Below are 20,822 nucleotides of genomic sequence, written 5' to 3'. Positions count from 1 at the left end.
CGACTTCTTCGGAAGACATCCTATCTGCATAAGAAAAAAGATCAAGGCTATCTATACTTCTTCAAACTGCTGCATATCAACCAAACGTTTGTACAAACCATTTCGAGCAATCAGCTCGTTATGGTTACCCTGTTCTACAATCGTACCGGATTCCAGAACAATAATAACGTCCGCGGACTGAATCGTGCTGAGTCGATGCGCAATCACCAAGGTGGTTCGGCTATGCATTAATTTATTTAAAGCATCTTGGACCAATTTTTCCGACTCCGTATCCAAGGCGGAAGTTGCCTCATCCAAAAGCAAGATAGGTGGATTGCGTAAAACAGCCCTTGCTATACAAATTCGTTGTCTCTGCCCACCTGATAATTTAACCCCTCGATCACCGATATTGGTATAATATCCATTTTCAGTAGCCTCTATAAAATCATGTGCATTCGCAATTTTCGCTGCCGCCATCACTTGGTCCAGCGTTGCATCCAGCACGCCAAATGCGATGTTGTTAAATACGGTATCATTGAATAAAATCGATTCTTGGTTCACTGTCCCCATTAAGGATCGCAACGAATTGCTTTGAACATCCTTAATGTTTATACCATCGAAAGTAATCTCGCCCGACTGAACATCCTGGAACCGGGGAACTAAATCCATAAGCGTGGATTTTCCGCCACCGGAAGGGCCAACCAGGGCAACTGTTTTTCCTTTTGGAATATCAAAGGTTATATTGTTTAGCACCTTTTTATCCTGGTACGAAAAGCTTACGTTTTTGAACGCGATACCCTCTTTAAAATCAGTAATAGCGATTGCATTGGATGCATCTTGTATGGCAGGTCGCTCATCGATTAACTCCAACACACGTTCGCCTGCTGCAATCCCCGAGTGAATATTACTAAAAGAGTCGGTAATCGCTTTCGCTGGTCGCATCACTTGGGAGAACATAGCAATATAGGCGATGAAAGAAGCTGCATCCAATTCCTCACTCCCCGTAAGCACCAGATTACCCCCATAAAGTACTAGCGCCGCTACCATTAAAATCCCCAGCAGCTCCGATACCGGCGATCCTAGCTGTTGCCGTCTGGCCATTCTCCTACCCAATTTGGAATAATACACATTTTCATCATGGAACCTTCCCTTTACATAGGATGTAGCGTTAAAAGCCTTAATAATTTTCACACCCGATAAAGCCTCATCCAGATAACTGATCATTCTACCATATACCTGCTGCGCCTCCGTTGCTTGCTCCTTCAATCGCCTAACAATTAAAGAGATGATGAACGCAGACACGGGAATAACCAAAATGGCAAAGAAAGTTAGCTTATAACTAATCGCAAATAGCCAAATGATGTAAAACAGCAATTGCAATGGCTCCTTAAAAACAACTTGCAGCGTAGCTGTCACGGAAAATTGCACAACTTGTACGTCAGAAGCAATTTTAGAAATGATATCTCCTTTTCGTTGATTATTAAAGTATCCGACGTGCAGATCCATTACGTTATCAAAAACCGTTTTTCGGAGATTCAGCAGCGTATGGATTCGAAGGTTCTCCATAATCCGTTGCGCGAAGTAGCGAAAGAGATTACTGACAAACACCGAAGCAACAATGACGATTAATACACGTTGCAAAGTTCCGTAAGGCCCGAATTGATGACTCAATTCCTGCGCGTAATAATTAAAATGATCAATTAAGTTATACCAGTTATCCGGTTTGCTCACAACCTCCACCCTTTCCCCTTCAATAAATAGCGTATTAAGTAAGGGGATAAGAAGGGCTAAATTCAGTGTTCCGAAGAAGACAGTAATAAGCGTACAGATAATATAGGGTATAGCGTATTTCTCAATGGGTTTTGCAAAAGACAGTAATCTTAGATAGGTTTTCATTCAATGTTTTTAAACCAAAAGTCCAAAGGTAAGAAAAAGCTTAAATACTCCGGTAATAGAACGTAAAAAGTTGATCAACATACATATAAAACATGCAGATATTTACGTTACTTCCGGAAACAAAAAAGTTCAGCAAGTTCTGACGTCAATAACGCAACTATTTTAGTAAATTAGGCCGCTTAAAACAGATGCGATGTTCATAGAGGTAGCTAAAAGATTACAGCATACAGAAGAATATTATTTCTCCAAAAAATTACGGGAAATCGACGAGCTTAATAAAGCAGGAGCGAGCGTTATTAATCTGGGAATCGGCAGTCCCGATTTACCGCCCCATCCAACGGTTATCGAAACATTAAACAAATATGCCGCGCTACCCAATACGCATGCTTATCAAAGTTATAAGGGAGCCCCTTCCTTACGCTCAGCTATTGCCTCTTGGTATAATAAGTACTATCAAGTAGAATTAAATCCGGACACTGAAGTATTGCCTCTTATTGGGTCGAAAGAGGGAATCATGCATATTTGCATGACTTACCTTCAAGAGGGAGATGAAGCCCTGATACCCAATCCAGGTTATCCGACCTATAGCTCTGCGGTTCGATTAACGGGTGCGAAGGGTGTATACTATGATTTGCAAGAAGCCAATGCCTGGCTTCCGGATTTAGAGGCACTGGCCAAACAAGATTTAAGTAAAGTGAAGCTGATGTGGGTTAATTATCCACATATGCCAACAGGGGCCAAGGCCGACAAGACCTTTTTTAAGGATTTGATCGCTTTCGCCAAAGCACATCGAATTCTCCTTTGTCATGATAATCCCTACAGTTTTATTTTGACGGAGGAACCAAGTAGTCTCCTGTCAATAGACGGGGCTAAGGATGTTGCTCTGGAATTAAATTCATTAAGTAAATCAAGTAATATGGCCGGATGGCGAATCGGAATGCTTGTAGGCCATCAAGATCGCATTAATGAGATTATGCGTTTTAAAAGCAACATGGATTCCGGTATGTTCTTGCCATTGCAAATGGCCGCGGCCGCGGCTTTAGAATTGGATGAGGATTGGTATACGTCACTTAATAAAATTTATCAGGGTCGGAGAGAAAAGGTCTATGAATTACTCCGAACGTTGAACTGCGATTTTGATGACACGCAGGTAGGTTTGTTTGTTTGGGCAAGCGTACCGGCATCTTATCAAGATGGCTACGCGTTAAGCGATGATGTATTGAAACAAGCGGCGGTATTTATAACTCCCGGTGGAATCTTTGGAAGTGCGGGTCAACATTATGTAAGAGTTAGCTTATGCACCACGGAAACAGTACTACAAGAAGCTATTGACAGAATCAAAGCAAAAATATAAACGATTTACAGATACAATGAAAATTGCCATTATTGGTGTAGGGTTAATTGGTGGATCAATTGCCATTACGCTCAAAGAGAAAAAATTTGCTTCGAAGGTTATTGGTATTGACAAAGATGAGCAAAATATAAAAAAGGCGCTAAGTTTGGGTCTGATCGACGAGGGAAAATCATTAGAAGAGGCCATAACCGAAGCAGATATATTCATTTTAGCGGTGCCCGTTGATGCGATTTGTAAGATACTGCCAAGTCTACTCGACCAACTATCTCCCAAACAAGTGGTAATGGATATGGGATCTACCAAAGAGAAGCTTTTATCGCTGGTTGAAAACCATGAAAAGCGTGGGCGACTTGTCGCTTGCCATCCCATGGCAGGGACAGAATACTCCGGTCCGGAGGCTGCTGTTCCCAACTTATTCAGTGGAAAGACCATGATTTATTGCGATGCTACCAATAGTGATGAAGACGCTTTTGATACCGCAGAAGCGGTGGTAGACCAGTTGGAAATGAAGACAGTTTTCATGAACGCCAAAGAACATGACGTACACACCGCTTATGTTTCGCACATTTCGCATATCACTTCTTTTGCTTTAGCGCTTACCGTCTTAGAGAAAGAGAAGTCGCAAGGAAGGATTTTCGAACTAGCTAGTTCGGGGTTTGAATCCACCGTACGTTTAGCCAAAAGTTCAGCGGATATGTGGGTACCCATATTCAGGCAAAATCGAAAAAACGTTATGGATGTTTTGGAGGAGCATATTCATCAATTGCAGAACATGCAACATCTATTGGAAACCGAAGATTACCAATCGTTCTATAAGCTGATTAAAAAATCGAACAAGATCAAGCGGATATTAAAGTAATGATGCAAAGCAACCGCTATACTGCATCAATTTCTATTCAGGAGATTAATTTCCATACAGGCATATAAAGCAGCGGTTTCCGTTCTAAGACGTGTGTTCCCCAAGCTTATTGCCTGGCAGCCTTTGCTTATAGCGAATTCAACTTCCGAAGGACTGAAATCACCCTCAGGCCCAATAAGAACACAATAACTGCCATGAGGCTTTATTTCAGCGGTTAGTGTCACTTTAGTTGCTTCCAGACAATGTGCTATAAAATGCTGCGTTGCCGGCAGTTCTTCAGCAAAATGACGAAAATCGATTGGTTCGTTAATTTTAGGGTGATAGGCGCTTAACGACTGTTTCACAGCAGCGGTCACCACCTTCGTCAAGCGTTCGATTTTAAGCTCTTTACGTTCAGAATGCTCACAAATGATCGGTGTAATCTCATCGATACCGATTTCCGTTGCCTTTTCTAAAAACCATTCCAAGCGGTCCAGGTTTTTAGTGGGCGCCACTGCAATATGTAAATAGTGGTTTCGTTTCCCATAATTCCGCTCAATAGTTAAAATGCGGACTTTGGTGCGTTTGGGGTGCGCATCGGCAATTTCGACTCGAAACAAGCTGCCGCGTCCATCAATTAATACAATGGGATCACCTATGCCAAGCCTTAATACACGTGCGCAATGTTTACTTTCATCCTCATTAAGCACATATTCAATGGCATTAGCCTCAATATCCGGTGTATAAAAAAGGTGCACTATTAATTAATATCAATCCTCTTCTTCCATGTTCTCGCTGTCGCGAGGTAGCGACTCCAGCTTTACATATTCGATGTTCTGCTGTGTCTTCTTTAAAATAGTGAAGATATAACCGTGGAATTCTTTTCGCTCTCCAACATCCGGGATTTTATCGAAAACGGTTATTACTAGGCCGGAAAGCGTATCGTAATCTGAGCTTTCAGGCAACTCATACGGTAAATATTCATTCACGTCATGTACGCTGGCAGCAGCTTCAACGATATACTCGGTATCCGAAGCCTTTTCAACAATCGGTTTTTCTTCATCATATTCATCCTGAATTTCACCAACCAATTCTTCCACAATATCTTCCAATGTAACCATACCCGCCGTACCGCCAAATTCATCAAGCACAATCGCTATTTGAATGCGTTTCAACTGAAATTCGCTCATCAAATCATTTATCTTCTTATTCTCCGCTATAAAATAAGGTTTTCTGATAATGGTTTTGAGCACGAATTCTTTATTATTTACCATTAAAGGTAAAATATCTTTGGCATGCACAATGCCGACAATCTTATCGATTGTTTCATCGTACACAGGAATTCTTGAGTAACCTTCACTGATAATGGTTTGCAGAAGCTCCTCCTTTGGGCTACTTAATTCAATACCGACGATCTTGGTTCTCGGTACCATGATGTTCTTTACAACCCGTTCATTAAAATCGAAGACGTTCTTAATCAACTCATGTTCAATCATATTCAAAGCACCGCTTTCCTTCCCTTGATCCAAGAGGTATTGTAGCTCTTCAGTAGAGTGATGCGCTTCATGCATATGAGCACCAAAGCCTAAAAGGCGTAAAATGAAATTGGCGAATCCATTTAAGATCCAGATGAACGGGCGAAATATGATATAGAAGAACCTTAAAGGCAAGGACAAGGCCATAGTTGTCCCCACAGGACGTTGAATTGCTATCGACTTCGGAGCCAATTCACCGAAGACAATGTGCAAAACTGTTATAATAGAGAATGCTAAAACGTGTCCAAGATTAGTAGCAATTTGCCCTGTCAACTCAACGTTAAACAAACCAAACACCTTGTTCACGATTTCGGTCATAACGGATTCGCCCACCCAACCGAGGCCAAGCGATGCCAATGTAATTCCAAGTTGGGTTGCCGCTAAATAACCATCTAAATGCTGAGTTATATGCTTAGCAACTTTTGCCACGCTATTACCGGATTTTGCTTTTACTTCAATTTGCGAAAGTCTCACCTTTACAATAGCAAATTCAGCAGCAACAAAAAACCCATTGAGCACTACCAGAAATAATGTGACAAAAATTTGGAAGCCCATGTACTATTTGTTAATGAACGTCTTCTGATAGAGCTCTAAGCTCTCCTGGATGCAAGTATACGCGAACGACTTACCCATCCATTTTTCAATGGTAACATTCTTTCCTTCCAGCGCCTTATAATCCTGAAAGAATCGAACGATTTCCTTCATCGTATGTGGAGGAAGCTCGGAAAGGTCATTAATATAGTTAACCGACATATCATTTTTTGCTACAGCAATAATCTTGTCGTCTTGTTCACCTCCGTCAACCATGTGCATGACTCCAATGACTTTAGCTTCGATAATAGACATAGGAACTACATCCACGGAGCAGATAACCAGAATATCAAGCGGGTCTTTATCATCACAATACGTTTGGGGTATAAAACCATAGTTTGCCGGGTACATTACCGATGAAAATAAAACACGATCCAACTTTAGCAGACCGCTTTCTTTATCAATTTCATATTTGGCTTTGGAACCTTTAGGTATTTCTATGATTGCGTTTACGGAAGAAGGGACGTCATCGCCCGGAGATACATTGTGCCACGGATGTGCGTTATTCATATAATTCTAAACTTAACTAATACTCTTTTTCTTCTTTTTTATCCTGGTTGACAGGATGCTTTTTAAAACTCTGTTTTATGATTGCGACAATAATAGGCGATGCTGTCAAGGCAACAAAGCCAATTACAATATATTCTATATAATCTATAATCTGCGGAAACTGTCTACCTAAATAAAACCCTGCTAAGGTTAATGTTAACACCCACAAAAAACTTCCTATTATATTATATAGAACGAATTTTTTAAAATCCAAACGCACGATACCCGCAAATATGGGAGCAAAGGTACGTATTATTGGCATAAATCTGCCCAAAATTAAAGCAGCTCCTCCATATTTGTTATAGAATTCCTCAGCCATTACGATATATTTCCGTTTAAAAAGCCACGAATCCTTACGCTTAAAAAGCATAGGTCCGGTACGCCATCCAAACCAATAGCCTACAAAATTCCCTAATATGCCAGCAAATATCATTCCTGAACACAAGGTAAAAATCGAAACATCTAATAAACCTGAAGCAACAAATAGGCCTGCCAGAAAAAGCAGGTAATCCCCTGGTAGAAAAAAGCCAAAAAAAAGCCCTGTTTCAGCAAAAACTACGAATACTATTAGGTAGAAGCCTCCCGACCGGATTAGGGTCTCAGCATCAAAGTATTGAAAAATAGATAAGCAGAATTCTTGCATATATAGCTACAAAGCTACCATTATAAATTCAAACATACGAAAAATTTACTAGCTCCGTACCTAATAGACATTATATTAAACTGCTTAAGCACTCTGGGTAAATGCCAATAAGCAAGGTTAATAGAGCAGCTATAAATAATACTACTTTATAGTTGTTGTCTGTTGTTATAAGAACGGCACTTCCATCCTTGAAATACATATTAATAATAACATGGAAATAATAGAAAATACCAATCGCTGCATTGATGGCTGCCAAGATGACAAGCGCAACATGTAAATTAGACAGCGCCTCGGAAAACATCAGAAATTTGCCAATGAACCCAGCCGTTAATGGGATGCCTGCTAAAGATAGCATGGCTATTGTAAGTATTAATGCAAGAAAAGGATTTGTTTTTCCCAAACCGTTAAAAGATTCGAAATATTCACCACCCTCGCTCCGTTTAACCAATATCAATACGGCGAAAGCGGTAACGGAGGCAATTGAATAAGCCGTCGCATATACCAACATGGCACCGTTGGCCTGATTATTCATGTTTAATATAGCGAACAACATATAACCGGCATGCGAAATACTCGAATAAGCAAGCATACGTTTAAAGCTTTGTTGCACGAGGGCACTGATATTCCCTATGAAAAGGGTTAGAACGATAATGATGAGTAGAATGGGAGCCCAAAAACTTTGCAACGGCTCAAAGCAGACGGAAAACAGGCGTAAAAAGCCACCGAATGCGGCCGTTTTCACCACGGTGCTCATAAAAGTGGTAATTAAAATCGGTGATCCATCATAGACATCCGGTGTCCAGAAATGAAAAGGCGCAGCCCCCACCTTAAAGGCCAAACCAACGATCAAAAATAATATACCGGCATAAAACAAAGGGGAAATAGTAGAACCATTACTTGTTACATAATCCCTTATTTTAGCTAAGTCGAAGGAAGCGCTAGCCCCGTAAACCAAGGCAATACCAAATAACAGGAAGCCGGTCGAAAACGCACCCATCAAAAAGTATTTGAGTGAAGCTTCGTTTGATGCTAGATCCTTTTTTCTTATACCTGCTAAAATATAGAGCGCTACAGACATAATTTCTATTCCAATAAACAACATGGAAAGATTGTGAAAAGCAACAACCAGTAAAGCGCCCGTAAGAGAAAAAATAAGAAGTGCATAATACTCTGCTATATTCGAGCTAATACTATCAAAATAACCTTTGGACAGCACAAATATCAACATCGTAATACCAATAAGGAGCATAGAAAATGCCAATGCAAATTTGTCGAATAGGACCATTCCACTGTAAAGCGGTGTAGCATCTACAGACCACAGTTTCCATTCAAAAAATAAAGCCGCCAACATCCCGAATAAGGAAACCGGTAACAAGGCCTTAGGCGCTTTAAATATTCCCAGATATAAAACGAGTATTGCTAATAATGACAATGTAATAATTGCGCTCATTTGTATTCTATTAATTTCTTTTCAGATATAGTTCTTTAATCTACTCCCTATTCTTTAGTGCACCGTCTTCACCTGTTCTATCAAATTTGTCACGGCGGCTTCGGAGAGGTGAAGCAATGGCCTTGGATACAATCCGATAGCGATTATCAAAACAACGAGAACCCCTAATAAAAGCAGATCCGTTCCGCTAATGTCTTTAAAGTAGGTCATTCTTTCATTTGTCTCGCCGAGCATTACACCCTGGTACATACGCAACATATAAACCGCTCCCAAAATAATAGTAAGTCCGGCAAATATCGCCCACCAGAGACCCGCTTGATAAAGCCCTATAAGCAATAAAAACTCACCGATAAATCCATTGGTTAAAGGTAGACCGATAGCCCCCAAAACAATAACAAGGAAAACAAGTGCGAGTGTTGGAGCGTTTTTTGCAAGCCCCCCCATGTCCTGTATCTCCCGCGTTTTCAATTGGCGAGCAATAATCTCTATTACAAAGAATAATCCAACAACGCTAATCCCGTGATTGATCATCTGTATCATGGCGCCTTGCAAGCTCTGAACGTTCCAAACAAAAACGCCTGCCGCAATCAGTCCGACGTGTGCGATGGAAGAATAGGCAATTAAACGTTTTACGTCTCTTTGCTTAAAGGCAATGATAGATGCATACACAATGCCGATCACTGCCAAACTGAGCACGAGGGCTCCGTACTGACTGAAACCGAGCGGCGCTATCGGTAACAACCATCTAATTAATCCGTAAACGCCCATTTTTAACATAATGCCTGACAATAACATCGTTCCTGCCGTGGGTGCTTCTACATAAGTGTCCGGTTGCCATGTATGAAAAGGAAACAAAGGCATTTTGATGGCAAAAGCGATGAAAAATGCCCAGAAAATATAGCGTTGTGTCTTTTCATCCAGCTTTAGCTCATAAAAGGAGCTTAATTCATAATTTGCTGTGGGGACCTGGGTATAGAGATAGATAATAGCAATGAGCATTAACAGACTCCCAGCAAAGGTATAAATGAAAAATTTCAGCGTAACACGCGCTCTATTCTCCCCTCCCCATAAACCACATATGAAGTAAATCGGAATCAACGCAATTTCCCAACCAACGTAAAAAAGAAAGGCATCTAAAGCGGTAAAAACCAGCAAAAGGCCTGTTTGCATAAACAAAACAAGCGCGTAGAACGCCCCCCTTTGTTGTTGTTGTTTAAATGTACTAAGAATAATTAAGGGTATGAGCCCGTTGGTAAGTAATACCAAAGGCATGCTGATGCCATCGATCCCTACATGAAAGTGTATGCCCAGTGCCGGGATCCAGGGAATATTCTGTTCAAATTGCATACTGGAGTCCGGCACGAAAGCGCCAAGTAAAGTACCGGTTATCCCGAGCGCTATAAGTGAACAGATGAGTGCTATTGGCTTAGCTAAGTTAGTGTTTTTTATGAAAGCTAACAGAACTGCTCCTATTATGGGTACAAGAAGAAGTAAAACTAAGTTATCCATGAATTTTCTTTACCTTATCAGATTAAATTATAAATAAACCGTAAGCCAATACGGCGATAATGCCGATCACCATATAAAAAATATAATAGCCCACATTACCTTGCTGTAGTAACCTCAATAAGGTTCCTGCTTGCGATGCGCCATTTCCGATGTAATTTACGAAACCGTCGATGAGCTTCCTGTCAACTGCATAAAAAAGACTAGACAATCCATTCAATGGTTTGGTAACAACACGATCATAAAACTCGTCAATATAAAACTTGTGATATGAAAGTCGTTCCAATACACTGCGATCCTCGTGATCGGCTGCAGGCAGAGCGGCTTTCTTTATGTACTTAGCGTAAGCATAGCCAGCCATTACGAGCGCCGCAAGGGCAGACAGCCCCATTAAGATATATTCTGTTGTATGTGACAGATGACCGCTTGTATTTTTTGACGTAGAGGCTGCAAAAACGGGCTGCAAAAAATTAGAAAGTCCCGTATGTCCACCCAAGGCTTCCGGTATGTTTAAAAAGCCTCCACCGAAAGAGAGTATGGCTAAAATAATGAGTGGTAAGGTCATGACTACCGGAGACTCGTGGAGATGTCTTTCCTGATCATAGGTACCTCGGAATTTACCATAGAAGGTAAGAAATAGCATTCTAAACATATAGAAGGCGGTGAACAAGGCTCCTACAAATCCTCCAACCCATAAAATTTTATTATGAGCGAAAGCATGTGCCAATATCTCGTCTTTGGAGAAAAAGCCCGCTAGCGGCGGGATACCCGCTATAGCAATTGTACCAATCAACATGGTTACAAAAGTTATCGGCAGTTTTTTCTTTAAACCGCCCATTGATCGCATATCCTGCTCATTGCTCATGGCATGTATTACCGATCCCGCTCCCAAGAACAACAAAGCTTTAAAGAAAGCATGGGTAATAACGTGAAAAAACGCTCCCGTGAAAGCTCCTACACCGAGTCCCAAAAACATATAGCCTAATTGTGAAACGGTTGAATAAGCTAGTACCTTTTTTATGTCGTTTTGGGTAGCTGCGATAAATGCCGCCAATAAAGCTGTTAGCAAACCAACAATTGCTATGATTTCCATGGTTGCCGGTGATAAAGTAAAGAGAATGTTCGATCTTGCAATCAGGTAAATTCCTGCTGTTACCATGGTTGCGGCATGTATTAGCGCAGAAACCGGAGTTGGGCCAGCCATCGCATCCGGCAACCAGGTAAATAAAGGTATTTGAGCAGACTTACCCGTTGCCGCTATGAAGAGTAGGAGTGAAATTAAAAACAAGGAGGAATCGCCTACCGGGAATCCGGCTGCTTTTGGTAAGATATCGTTAAATTCAAGCGAACCGAAGGTATAAAACAAGAGGAATATGGCAAGCAAAAAACCCAGATCTCCGATTCGATTCATAACGAAGGCTTTCTTAGCCGCACTTGCATAGTCAACGCGCTGGTACCAAAATCCGATTAATAAATACGAACATAAACCTACGCCCTCCCATCCAATAAACATAACGACGTAATTGGATCCCAAAACCAACAGCAGCATAAAAAAGATGAAAAGATTCAGATAGGCAAAAAATTTACCAAAACCTGCATCATGCTTCATATATCCTGTTGAATACAAATGAATCAAGAAGCCGATACCCGTAATGATGAGTAACATAATAGCACTTAGGGGGTCCACCAAAAAGGACAATGATATATGTAAGTTGCCTGCGCTTATCCAGTGGAAGATCGTTTGGGAAAAGGCGGCGTCTTCGCCTCCCTGCCGAGCGGTATAAACCGCACCAAAAACATTACAACTTAATAAAAAGGAGGCCAAAATAGTTCCGCAGCCAATAAGCGAGATAATTGGCTTCGACAGGCTATTTCTGCCTAATCCGTTTAATACGAACCCTATTAAAGGTAAAAGAACGATCCAAATTAATCCAGTCATACGATGTTTATGTTAGCTATACGTCTTGCGAGTAGCTTATTTTGTTCAAAATAGATTTAAATTTTAGATTGATTACAGCCCGGCTGTAAGTTTCAACTCTTACCACTTCAACTTATTGAGCGAATTGATATCAATCGATCGGGTATTTCGATATACCATCACAATGATGGCCAGTCCAACCGCAACTTCCGCCGCTGCAAGGGCCATGACAAAAAACACAAAGACCTGCCCCGAGGCATCGCCATGGTATGCCGAAAAAGCTGCCAGTAAAAGGTTTACCGCATTGAGCATCAGTTCTATGGACATCATAATGATAATCACATTTCTGCGAGTAAGTACACCGATTACGCCAATCGAAAACACGATACTACTCAATAATATGTAATGATTCAGCGGTATTCCTTGTAAATCTTTAACGATTGTCTCCATTATATACTTTTTTGTTCTTTCTTTGCCAGTAACACTGCGCCTACCATCGCTGTAAGCAATAGCAATGACGAAATTTCAAAGGGTAATAAAAATTCATTAAATAACACTTTACCGAGATTGCCGACAAGACCAATATCCGGGCTTTTAAGGATTAAAGGGTCGGAGACTTCAATCGCTCGTATAGAACCCGCAACGGTCACGAGCAAGCACATACCTGCAACAGCTCCCATTACCTTCACCAAAACCGATTTCATAGGCTCCGTATCCTTGTTCAGGTTTAAAAGCATCAATACAAACAGAAAGAGAACCATGATAGCTCCCATATAGACTATAAAGTTCACCACGGCCAAAAACTGCGCGTTCAACAAAATATAATGCACAGTGAAAGTGAAAAAAGTGATTACCAAATACAGTACGCTATGTACCGGATTTTTGGTAATGATCACCATCAATGAGAAAAATATTGAAAGAAAGGCTACAAAATAAAATAAGCTCACAATCTAAAGTTTATATGTTTTTCGTATTCGTTTTAGTTAAGCATCTACCTCAGGGAATGGATATCAAATCGTTCTTCGACAAGCTTGTCTTTTCCATAAATAAAATCCTTCCGCAAGTAATCCGCCGGTACGTGCGGACCATCCAGATAAATCGCCTCTTTTGGACAAGCCTCCTCGCACAAGCCACAAAAAATGCATCGGAGCATATTAATTTCGTATACCGCAGCATATTTCTCCTCACGATACAAGTGTTCCTCTCCTTTTTTTCGTTCAGCGGATATCATGGTAATTGCTTCAGCCGGACAAGAAAGTGCACATAGACCGCAGGCCGTACACCTTTCTCTTCCTTCTTCATCCCGCTTCAGCGAATGCATTCCACGATAATTTTTCGAGTAAGGGCGTTCTACTTCGGGATAAGAGACGGTGGCTTTTTTTCTAAAGAAATGCCTTATGGTAACACGCATCCCTTTTAGAATAGCCGGAAGATACATCCGCTCCCAGAAATTCATCGGTTTCTGCTCTAAAACTTTTTTTCTATTACTTAAGGGTTCCATTTTTTTTATTATTAAGCAAGGGCTTCGTTAAATACCTGGCATTCCTTACCAATAGGTATCCTTTATTAAGGTTATTACACCTGTTAATACAATGTTTGCGATTGCTAAAGGAATCAGAATTTTCCATCCCAGATTCATCAACTGATCATAACGGAAACGAGGTAAAGTCCACCGAATCCACATAAAAAAGAAGATGAAGGCAAATATTTTCAGAAAGAATACCAGTACGCCAATGATGGTGATCCAATTCTGCGAGAGCCCTAAATCATGCATAAAAGGAAAGTTATATCCGCCAAAGTAAAGGGCGGACATCACGGCCGATGAAACAAACATATTGATATATTCCGAGAACATATAAAGTCCCAGTTTCATCGATGAATATTCGGTGTGATACCCGCCAACTAATTCTGTTTCACATTCCGGCAGGTCAAATGGTACACGGTTACATTCGGCGAAAGCACAGGTAACAAAAATAATAAAACCCAGGGGTTGAACCCATATATTCCAGTTTACAAAACCGCTTTGCTGTGCCACAATTTCCTTTAAGGATAATGTTTGCGTGACCATTAAGAGCGCAATAATGGAAAGCCCCATCGCCACTTCATAACTGATGCTTTGTGAAGCCGCTCTAATCGCGCCCATTAAAGAGAATTTATTATTAGAAGCCCATCCACCAAGCATAATACCATAAACTCCCAAGGCAATCACACCGAAGATGTAAAGAATCCCAACGTTTACATCGGCTACCTGTAAATCTATTACTCGCTCTCCGATTTGCAGGGACTGGCCCCAGGGTATCACAGCGCTACTGATACAAGCCGTTATAATAGCGATAGTTGGTCCCGCTATAAAGAGTCCTTTGTGTGCACCGGCCGGAATTATCTCTTCCTTAAAAAAGAACTTCCCTCCATCCGCTAAAGGTTGCAAAATACCAAAGGGACCCGCACGATCCGGCCCCTTGCGGTCTTGCATAAAGCCGGCCACTTTTCTTTCGGCCAAGGTTGAATACATGGCAATAACGAGTGTTAATACAAACACGACTACGATCAGTATCAATTTCTCTATTATAAATGCAGCTTCCATCAACGTTTAATTTATCTGTTTATTAACCGTGTTATTATTGTTTATATAGCTTTATTAAAGCCGGACTGACCGTTCGAACTGATGTTTGTTAGCTTCTTGAAGCTTCGGATTCTCCTTAACTACCGGTAAGGGTTTCAGGGTCTCATAATGATTCGCCGAGATAACGGATGTATGGGCTACCTTTCGAGGACCTTCTATAACCCAATCAGTAGTATGTTTTTTATCGAAACGACATGTATTGCAAATAAAATCCTCAACTTCGCCGTATTCATCCTTTCGGGCTGTAACGCGTAGCACTTCTTCCCCTTTATACCACAGGGTAACTTTACCGGAACAGTCCGGGCAATCCCGGTGTGCATCTACCGGTTTGGTAAACCAGACCCTGTTTTTAAACCGGAAAGTTTTATCGGTCAAAGCCCCTACCGGGCAGACATCAATCACATTTCCTGAAAAATTGTTATCGATCGCCTTTTCGATATACGTTGATATTTCAGCGGCATCTCCCCTTCCCAAAATGCCATGTACTCTTTTGTCCGTTATTTGATCTGCAACAAAAACGCAACGATAACATAAAATACATCGCGTCATATGTAATTGGATCTTATCTCCAATATCTATTCGTTCAAAAGTTCTTCGCTCAAATTCATAACGGGTAGCTGCAGCACCGTGTTCAAAACCTAGATCCTGCAAGTGGCATTCGCCAGCCTGATCGCAGATAGGGCAGTCCAATGGATGATTAATCAACAACATTTCAACGACCCCTTTCCGTGCTTCCAAAACTTCATTGGAGGTAATGTTTTGAACCTCCATACCGTCCATCACCGTAGTGCGACAAGAAGCTACCAATTTAGGCATTGGCCTCGGATCCTTCTCTGAGCCTTTACTTACTTTTACCAGACAGGTTCTACATTTCCCGCCGCTTCCTTGTAATTTGGAATAATAACACATAGCGGGTGGTACAATTTCTCCCCCAATCTGCCGTGCGGCATTTAATATGGTTGTTCCAGGTGCTACTTCAACGGTAATACCATCAATGCTTACTTTTATTTTTTCGTTATCAGCCATATATTTAGTTATTAGCTGTTAGTTATTAGTTGTTAACCAGCCATTAGCCCCTCACCTTTTACCTTCACCCTTCCACCGTCAGGGGATCTGCATAATGTGCCAAGCCGAAATTTCTATGTTGTGCCTCTTCTCCATGAATGACGTGCCACTCAAATTCGTCTCTAAAATGACGAATAGCACTTGCAACGGGCCAAGCAGCTGCATCACCAAGCGGACAAATTGTATTCCCTTCTATTTTTTTCGAGACATCTACCAATAGGTCGATATCACTCATTTTGCCATGGCCATATTCGAGCCTGTGCAATACTTTCTCCATCCAACCTGTTCCCTCTCTACAAGGTGAGCACTGACCGCAGCTCTCGTGATGATAAAAGCGGGCAAAATTCCAGGTATTACGCACAATGCATTGATCTTCATCGAAGACGATAAAACCTCCCGATCCGAGCATTGTTCCGGTTGCGAAACCACCATCAGCCAACGATTCGTAAGTCATGAGCCGATTCTCTCCCTTTGCTGTTTTTAATATTAAATTAGCGGGAAGAATCGGGACAGAAGAACCTCCTGCTACAACTGCTTTTAAACGCTTTCCGTTGGTGATGCCTCCACAGTATTCATCAGAATAGATAAATTCTTCTACCGGTAGACCGAGTTCGATTTCATACACCCCCGGTTTATTAATATTGCCGGAGGCTGATATCAATTTAGTTCCGGTGCTTCGCTCGATACCTATTTTGGCGTATTCTTCTCCACCCATATTTAATATCGGGACTGTGGCGGCGATTGACTCGACATTATTGACAACCGTAGGACAGTTATACAAACCGGCCACTGCAGGGAATGGAGGTTTTATACGAGGGTTTCCTCGTTTTCCCTCAAGTGATTCCAAGAGCGCTGTTTCCTCACCACATATATAAGCTCCGCCACCCGGTTGCACATACAGTTCTAAATTATATCCGGTACCTAAAATGTTGGTACCTAAGAATCCTGCGGCTTTAGCCTCTTCAATAGCTCTTTCGAGAATACGGATTTGAGGCATCATCTCCCCTCTCACATAGATGTAAGAAGTGTTTGCTCCCAATGCATAGCTAGCAACGATCATTCCTTCAATTAGCGCATGGGGAATATGAGTCATTAAGTACCTATCTTTAAACGTGCCGGGCTCGGATTCGTCGGCATTGCATACCAAATAACGGGGCACTCCTTCCGGTTTGGCCAAGAAACTCCATTTCATTCCTGTGGGAAAGCCCGCTCCACCGCGCCCTCTCAGTCCCGACTTTTTCACTTCTTCCACCACTTCTTCCGGACTGAGGGTTTTCAAAGCCTTTTCAACCGCCCGATACCCACCCTTTTGGCGATAAACCTCAAATGTATTTATTCCAGGTACCTGAATATGCTCTAATAGTAATTTCCGCGCCATTGCATTTAGTCTTTAGCTATTCGTATGGTCATTCGTTGTTAGTTATTCGTTGTTGGTGTAATCGGTGATTAGCGCTTAGTTTCATACAAAACAGCTCAGTCATTCAACGCTTTTGTTCTATCCTCAAACACCTTTACCTCATTTTACTTACTTGTGCTTTAATTCTTCAATTAACTGATCAACACTTTCTTCCGTTAGGTTTTCGTAATAAGTATAAGTTGGTCCAATTTGTAGAACAGGTCCCATACCGCATGCTGCAACACACTCGATACCTCTCCAACTAAATAAGCCGTCAGGTGTTACTTCATTTTCCTTTACTCCTAATCGGTTTTCGATATGTTTCATAATCCGTTCGGCACCCACCAAACAGCAAGGTCCTGTACGACAAACCTCCAACACATATTTACCTTGAGGTTGTAAGAAAAACATGGTATAAAAGGTCGCCACTTCGTATACCTCTATCGGCTCTATCCGCAAATAGGCTGCAACTTTATCCATTGCGTCTACACTTAACCACCCGAACTCGGCTTGCACTAAATGTAGTATAGGTAGCAAAGCCGACTTTTGCCTACCTTCCGGGTATCTTTTTACGATCTCGTCAAACTTTGCAAGGAGGTCGTCCTTTATTTCCACAGGGCTGTTGTTTTTTACACTAAGCATCTAATTCTCCTGCTATAACGTTTAAACTACTCATATTAATAATAGCGTCCGAAAGCAACATACCACTGCTCATAGGCGCGTACATCTGATAATTAATGAAAGACGGCCGCCTAAAGTGCAGTCGGTAAGGGGATCGCCCTCCATCGCTGATCAGGTAAAAACCCAGTTCGCCATTTGCTCCTTCAACCGCATGATATACCTCAGTTTTTGGTGTATCAATTTCTCCCATCACAATTTTGAAGTGATAGATGAGCGCTTCCATATTATTATAGACCTGCTCTTTCGGAGGTAGATAGAATTCAGGTACATCGGCATGAAAGATACCTTTGGGTTCCTTTTCAATCTTATCCAATGCCTGTTCAATGATCCGTATACTTTGTCGCATTTCCTCATTCCGTACCATATAGCGGTCGTATACATCCCCATTTTCACCTACGGGGATGTCAAAATCGAACTCGTCGTAGGATGAGTATGGCTCGTTGGCACGTACGTCATAATCAATGCCTGTTGCCCTTAAGAGGGGGCCACTCCAGCTATAACTTAAGGCTGTTTCCGGATCCACAGCCGCTACACCTGACGTACGGTCAATAAATATTCTATTTCGGTTAAACAGTTCTTCGAATTCCGTTAAAACCGGTGGATATCTTTTTACAAATTGCCTGATTTTGGAAAAGGCTATTTCATTAAAATCGCGCTCGAAACCTCCAATTCGTCCAATATTAGTTGTCAATCGGGCACCACAAATCTCCTCAAATATTTCGTAGATAAATTCGCGCTCCTGCATCACGTACAGAAAGCCGGAGAACGCGCCGGTATCCACTCCTAATATCCCATTGCAAATGATGTGGTCGGCTATACGGGCAAGTTCCATGATGATAACCCGCATATACTGTACGCGCTTTGGAATCTCTATGCCCAACAACTTCTCTACCGTCATATGCCATCCCATATTGTTAATGGGAGAAGAGCAATAATTAAGACGATCGGTAAGCGGAGTAATTTGATAGTAGGGTCGATGTTCGGCTATTTTTTCGAAAGCCCGATGAATATAACCGATGGTAGAGACACCACTTACAATACGCTCTCCATCCACTTGCAACACGTTTTGAAAGACGCCGTGGGTTGCCGGGTGTGTAGGTCCAAGGTTCAAGGTAACCAAGTCGTCCTGTGGATCATTATCCTCAAACACGAGGTGGTTAGTGGTCATTTTCGGTCGCAGCTCGCTCATAATGAATTATCTACCAAAGAAAAAGTCTTTTTTATCTACTCTATTTGGGTCTTCCAACGGATATTCCTTCCGCATGGGAAAGACCTCCATTTCATCTACATTCAAGATTCTCCGTAAATCGGGATGTCCTTGAAATATCACGCCGAAGAAATCGTATGTTTCACGCTCCATCCAGTTCGCGCCGTTCCACAAAGATGTAGCAGAGGGTATTTCCGGCTTAGTACCATCCAAAAATACCTTAATTCGAATCCTGACATTGTGCACTAAGCTATGTACATGATATACAACAGCGATACTAAGCGCTTGCTCCGGGTAGTGAACCGCGGTAATATCTGTCAGGTAAATAAACTGTAAATCTTTATTGGTTTTCAAGAAGGCAAGTACCTCTAAAATTTTCTCTTTTGAGGTTGTTATGCTTAGTAAACCGAAAGGTTCTTCCACCCCGTTCACGTCACTTTCAAATGCCTGCTTTAAGTATCCTATAAGCGTTTCGTTATTTAGTTTAGTCATTTTTATGTATTCCGTAACTTTCCAAAAGCGCTTTATATTCTTCCGTCTCTCTTCGGCGAACCGATTCGTTCCTGACAATATCCTGTAGGCGCATAACGCCGTCCAAAATGGCTTCCGGCCTTGGCGGGCATCCAGGGACATACACATCCACAGGAATCACTTCATCAATACCTTGCAAAACGGAATAGGTATCAAATATTCCACCACTGGAAGCGCAGGCGCCAACGGCAATTACCCAGCGAGGTTCAGCCATTTGAATATAGACCTGTTTCAGTACCGGCCCCATTTTCTTTGCTATGGTTCCCATTACTAACAACATATCGGATTGGCGCGGAGAAAAGCTCGGCCGTTCTGCACCGAAACGAGCAAGGTCGTAAGTTGCACCCATTGTAGCCATGAATTCTATTCCACAGCAGGAAGTGGCAAAGGGTAAAGGCCATAGAGAGTTTGCGCGGGCAAGCCCAACAGCTTTATCGAGCGTAGTGGCGAAAAAACCTGACCCTGTTACTCCCGGAGGAGGGGGGGCTAATTTTATATCACTCATAATTCAAGGTATTAAATGCCAACTGGTCATGGCATATCATCATAAAATGCCACTGCTTTAAAAGCAGGTATGCTCAAATTTAATAATTTAATAGGTTAGATATGAAAAATACGGGTATTTAGAATGGTTCTAATGAATAGCCCGGTTTAGTCCCACTCTAGCGCCCGCTTCTTGATCACATAAATAAAGCCCAACAGTAGCAGCCCCATAAATATAAACATTTCAATAAGCCCTTCCATACCGAGGGATCGGAAATTAACCGCCCAAGGATACATAAAAATGACCTCGACATCGAAAATAACGAAGAGTATAGCTACCATGAAATATTTAATCGAGACGGGCTGACGGGCATTTCCAATCACCTCGATCCCCGACTCAAAGGAGCTTAGTTTATTTTCTGTTCGGAGTTTAGGCCCGATGAGGTGTGTACCGATAATGGTGGTAACGCCAAAACCGACGGCAACTAACATTTGCAGCAGGATGGGCAAGTAATCGACGGGAGTACTGTTTGTAGCGGCTTCCATAATCTAGTTTAGTTAGTGTCTGTTAATAATA

At 41.7% G+C, this 20,822-nt stretch carries 21 protein-coding genes; 2 read left to right on the top strand and 19 right to left on the bottom strand.

From position 1 onward, the window contains the following. Positions 1-51: 51 nt before the first annotated feature. Positions 52-1,875 (bottom strand): ABC transporter ATP-binding protein, encoded by a 1,824-nt coding sequence (locus ACH11B_RS08345; RefSeq protein ID WP_377613240.1) that lies wholly within the window; start codon positions 1,873-1,875, stop codon positions 52-54. A gap of 193 nt (positions 1,876-2,068) precedes the next feature. On the opposite strand from ACH11B_RS08345, the gene ACH11B_RS08340 reads away from it, so the two are divergent. Both ACH11B_RS08340 and ACH11B_RS08335 read left to right on the top strand, forming a co-directional pair. Beyond that, the gene (locus ACH11B_RS08340; RefSeq protein ID WP_377613239.1) at positions 2,069-3,229 is read left to right on the top strand and encodes a pyridoxal phosphate-dependent aminotransferase; all 1,161 of its coding nucleotides are present in this window, start codon (positions 2,069-2,071) and stop codon (positions 3,227-3,229) included. Between the two features lie 16 nt (positions 3,230-3,245). After that, positions 3,246-4,088 (top strand): prephenate dehydrogenase, encoded by an 843-nt coding sequence (locus ACH11B_RS08335; protein ID WP_013664894.1) that lies wholly within the window; start codon positions 3,246-3,248, stop codon positions 4,086-4,088. A 26-nt stretch (positions 4,089-4,114) separates the two neighbouring features. Here the strand turns inward: ACH11B_RS08335 and ACH11B_RS08330 are convergent, their stop codons facing one another. From ACH11B_RS08330 to ACH11B_RS08245, 18 genes are all read right to left on the bottom strand, one after another. Next, positions 4,115-4,825, bottom strand: coding sequence for a 16S rRNA (uracil(1498)-N(3))-methyltransferase (locus tag ACH11B_RS08330; RefSeq protein ID WP_377613238.1), 711 nt, complete (start codon positions 4,823-4,825; stop codon positions 4,115-4,117). A 12-nt stretch (positions 4,826-4,837) separates the two neighbouring features. Then, positions 4,838-6,157, bottom strand: coding sequence for a hemolysin family protein (locus tag ACH11B_RS08325; protein WP_013664892.1), 1,320 nt, complete (start codon positions 6,155-6,157; stop codon positions 4,838-4,840). A gap of 3 nt (positions 6,158-6,160) precedes the next feature. Beyond that, complete coding sequence (locus ACH11B_RS08320; protein WP_013664891.1) at positions 6,161-6,703, bottom strand: inorganic diphosphatase; 543 nt, start codon at positions 6,701-6,703, stop codon at positions 6,161-6,163. 16 nt (positions 6,704-6,719) lie between these two features. Continuing rightward, a complete protein-coding gene (locus tag ACH11B_RS08315) occupies positions 6,720-7,385 on the bottom strand; it encodes a DedA family protein (RefSeq protein WP_013664890.1) in 666 nt (221 codons plus the stop codon). A gap of 70 nt (positions 7,386-7,455) precedes the next feature. After that, a complete protein-coding gene (locus ACH11B_RS08310) occupies positions 7,456-8,835 on the bottom strand; it encodes an NADH-quinone oxidoreductase subunit N (protein ID WP_377613237.1) in 1,380 nt (459 codons plus the stop codon). 54 nt (positions 8,836-8,889) lie between these two features. Next, positions 8,890-10,344 (bottom strand): NuoM family protein, encoded by a 1,455-nt coding sequence (locus tag ACH11B_RS08305; RefSeq protein WP_377613236.1) that lies wholly within the window; start codon positions 10,342-10,344, stop codon positions 8,890-8,892. 22 nt (positions 10,345-10,366) lie between these two features. After that, positions 10,367-12,280 (bottom strand): NADH-quinone oxidoreductase subunit L, encoded by a 1,914-nt coding sequence (gene nuoL, locus ACH11B_RS08300; protein ID WP_377613235.1) that lies wholly within the window; start codon positions 12,278-12,280, stop codon positions 10,367-10,369. Between the two features lie 99 nt (positions 12,281-12,379). Continuing rightward, positions 12,380-12,709, bottom strand: coding sequence for an NADH-quinone oxidoreductase subunit NuoK (gene nuoK / locus ACH11B_RS08295; RefSeq protein WP_013664886.1), 330 nt, complete (start codon positions 12,707-12,709; stop codon positions 12,380-12,382). Next, the gene (locus tag ACH11B_RS08290; RefSeq protein ID WP_013664885.1) at positions 12,709-13,206 is read right to left on the bottom strand and encodes an NADH-quinone oxidoreductase subunit J; all 498 of its coding nucleotides are present in this window, start codon (positions 13,204-13,206) and stop codon (positions 12,709-12,711) included. The genes nuoK and ACH11B_RS08290 overlap by 1 nt, the downstream gene beginning before the upstream one ends. A gap of 44 nt (positions 13,207-13,250) precedes the next feature. Continuing rightward, the gene (locus ACH11B_RS08285; protein WP_013664884.1) at positions 13,251-13,760 is read right to left on the bottom strand and encodes an NADH-quinone oxidoreductase subunit I; all 510 of its coding nucleotides are present in this window, start codon (positions 13,758-13,760) and stop codon (positions 13,251-13,253) included. Between the two features lie 45 nt (positions 13,761-13,805). Then, positions 13,806-14,843, bottom strand: coding sequence for an NADH-quinone oxidoreductase subunit NuoH (gene nuoH / locus ACH11B_RS08280; RefSeq protein ID WP_130854477.1), 1,038 nt, complete (start codon positions 14,841-14,843; stop codon positions 13,806-13,808). 54 nt (positions 14,844-14,897) lie between these two features. Next, a complete protein-coding gene (locus ACH11B_RS08275; protein ID WP_013664882.1) occupies positions 14,898-15,908 on the bottom strand; it encodes a 2Fe-2S iron-sulfur cluster-binding protein in 1,011 nt (336 codons plus the stop codon). Between the two features lie 64 nt (positions 15,909-15,972). Beyond that, positions 15,973-17,325: an NADH-quinone oxidoreductase subunit NuoF gene (gene nuoF, locus ACH11B_RS08270; RefSeq protein ID WP_013664881.1), complete on the bottom strand. Its 1,353-nt coding sequence runs from the start codon at positions 17,323-17,325 to the stop codon at positions 15,973-15,975. 147 nt (positions 17,326-17,472) lie between these two features. After that, a complete protein-coding gene (gene nuoE / locus ACH11B_RS08265; protein ID WP_013664880.1) occupies positions 17,473-17,985 on the bottom strand; it encodes an NAD(P)H-dependent oxidoreductase subunit E in 513 nt (170 codons plus the stop codon). After that, positions 17,978-19,192 (bottom strand): NADH-quinone oxidoreductase subunit D, encoded by a 1,215-nt coding sequence (locus ACH11B_RS08260; protein WP_086017166.1) that lies wholly within the window; start codon positions 19,190-19,192, stop codon positions 17,978-17,980. Before ACH11B_RS08260 ends, nuoE begins: the two co-directional genes overlap by 8 nt. Positions 19,193-19,219: 27 nt before the next feature. Further along, positions 19,220-19,723, bottom strand: coding sequence for an NADH-quinone oxidoreductase subunit C (locus ACH11B_RS08255; RefSeq protein WP_013664878.1), 504 nt, complete (start codon positions 19,721-19,723; stop codon positions 19,220-19,222). Further along, positions 19,716-20,267: an NADH-quinone oxidoreductase subunit B gene (locus tag ACH11B_RS08250; protein WP_013664877.1), complete on the bottom strand. Its 552-nt coding sequence runs from the start codon at positions 20,265-20,267 to the stop codon at positions 19,716-19,718. Before ACH11B_RS08250 ends, ACH11B_RS08255 begins: the two co-directional genes overlap by 8 nt. A 146-nt stretch (positions 20,268-20,413) precedes the next feature. After that, complete coding sequence (locus ACH11B_RS08245) at positions 20,414-20,791, bottom strand: NADH-quinone oxidoreductase subunit A (protein WP_134089519.1); 378 nt, start codon at positions 20,789-20,791, stop codon at positions 20,414-20,416. Positions 20,792-20,822 lie beyond the last annotated feature (31 nt).

Origin of the sequence: Olivibacter sp. EAT-5, from assembly GCF_044784325.1 — a bacterium.
Taxonomy (GTDB): Bacteria; Bacteroidota; Bacteroidia; order Sphingobacteriales; family Sphingobacteriaceae; genus Olivibacter; species Olivibacter oleidegradans.
The sequence above is the reverse complement of the archived record's forward strand: the minus strand, read 5'-3'. Positions and strand labels throughout refer to the sequence as shown.

What these genes read in the sequence shown, in the direction of transcription:
- ACH11B_RS08345 (WP_377613240.1), bottom strand. Translation starts at nt 1,875, where the DNA reads ATGAAAACCTATCTAAGATTACTGTCTTTTGCAAAACCCATTGAGAAA.
- ACH11B_RS08340 (WP_377613239.1), top strand. Translation starts at nt 2,069, where the DNA reads ATGTTCATAGAGGTAGCTAAAAGATTACAGCATACAGAAGAATATTAT.
- ACH11B_RS08335 (WP_013664894.1), top strand. Translation starts at nt 3,246, where the DNA reads ATGAAAATTGCCATTATTGGTGTAGGGTTAATTGGTGGATCAATTGCC.
- ACH11B_RS08325 (WP_013664892.1), bottom strand. Translation starts at nt 6,157, where the DNA reads ATGGGCTTCCAAATTTTTGTCACATTATTTCTGGTAGTGCTCAATGGG.
- ACH11B_RS08320 (WP_013664891.1), bottom strand. Translation starts at nt 6,703, where the DNA reads ATGAATAACGCACATCCGTGGCACAATGTATCTCCGGGCGATGACGTC.
- ACH11B_RS08315 (WP_013664890.1), bottom strand. Translation starts at nt 7,385, where the DNA reads ATGCAAGAATTCTGCTTATCTATTTTTCAATACTTTGATGCTGAGACC.
- ACH11B_RS08310 (WP_377613237.1), bottom strand. Translation starts at nt 8,835, where the DNA reads ATGAGCGCAATTATTACATTGTCATTATTAGCAATACTCGTTTTATAT.
- ACH11B_RS08305 (WP_377613236.1), bottom strand. Translation starts at nt 10,344, where the DNA reads ATGGATAACTTAGTTTTACTTCTTCTTGTACCCATAATAGGAGCAGTT.
- nuoL (WP_377613235.1), bottom strand. Translation starts at nt 12,280, where the DNA reads ATGACTGGATTAATTTGGATCGTTCTTTTACCTTTAATAGGGTTCGTA.
- nuoK (WP_013664886.1), bottom strand. Translation starts at nt 12,709, where the DNA reads ATGGAGACAATCGTTAAAGATTTACAAGGAATACCGCTGAATCATTAC.
- ACH11B_RS08285 (WP_013664884.1), bottom strand. Translation starts at nt 13,760, where the DNA reads ATGGAACCCTTAAGTAATAGAAAAAAAGTTTTAGAGCAGAAACCGATG.
- nuoH (WP_130854477.1), bottom strand. Translation starts at nt 14,843, where the DNA reads ATGGAAGCTGCATTTATAATAGAGAAATTGATACTGATCGTAGTCGTG.
- ACH11B_RS08275 (WP_013664882.1), bottom strand. Translation starts at nt 15,908, where the DNA reads ATGGCTGATAACGAAAAAATAAAAGTAAGCATTGATGGTATTACCGTT.
- nuoF (WP_013664881.1), bottom strand. Translation starts at nt 17,325, where the DNA reads ATGGCGCGGAAATTACTATTAGAGCATATTCAGGTACCTGGAATAAAT.
- nuoE (WP_013664880.1), bottom strand. Translation starts at nt 17,985, where the DNA reads ATGCTTAGTGTAAAAAACAACAGCCCTGTGGAAATAAAGGACGACCTC.
- ACH11B_RS08260 (WP_086017166.1), bottom strand. Translation starts at nt 19,192, where the DNA reads ATGACCACTAACCACCTCGTGTTTGAGGATAATGATCCACAGGACGAC.
- ACH11B_RS08255 (WP_013664878.1), bottom strand. Translation starts at nt 19,723, where the DNA reads ATGACTAAACTAAATAACGAAACGCTTATAGGATACTTAAAGCAGGCA.
- ACH11B_RS08250 (WP_013664877.1), bottom strand. Translation starts at nt 20,267, where the DNA reads ATGAGTGATATAAAATTAGCCCCCCCTCCTCCGGGAGTAACAGGGTCA.
- ACH11B_RS08245 (WP_134089519.1), bottom strand. Translation starts at nt 20,791, where the DNA reads ATGGAAGCCGCTACAAACAGTACTCCCGTCGATTACTTGCCCATCCTG.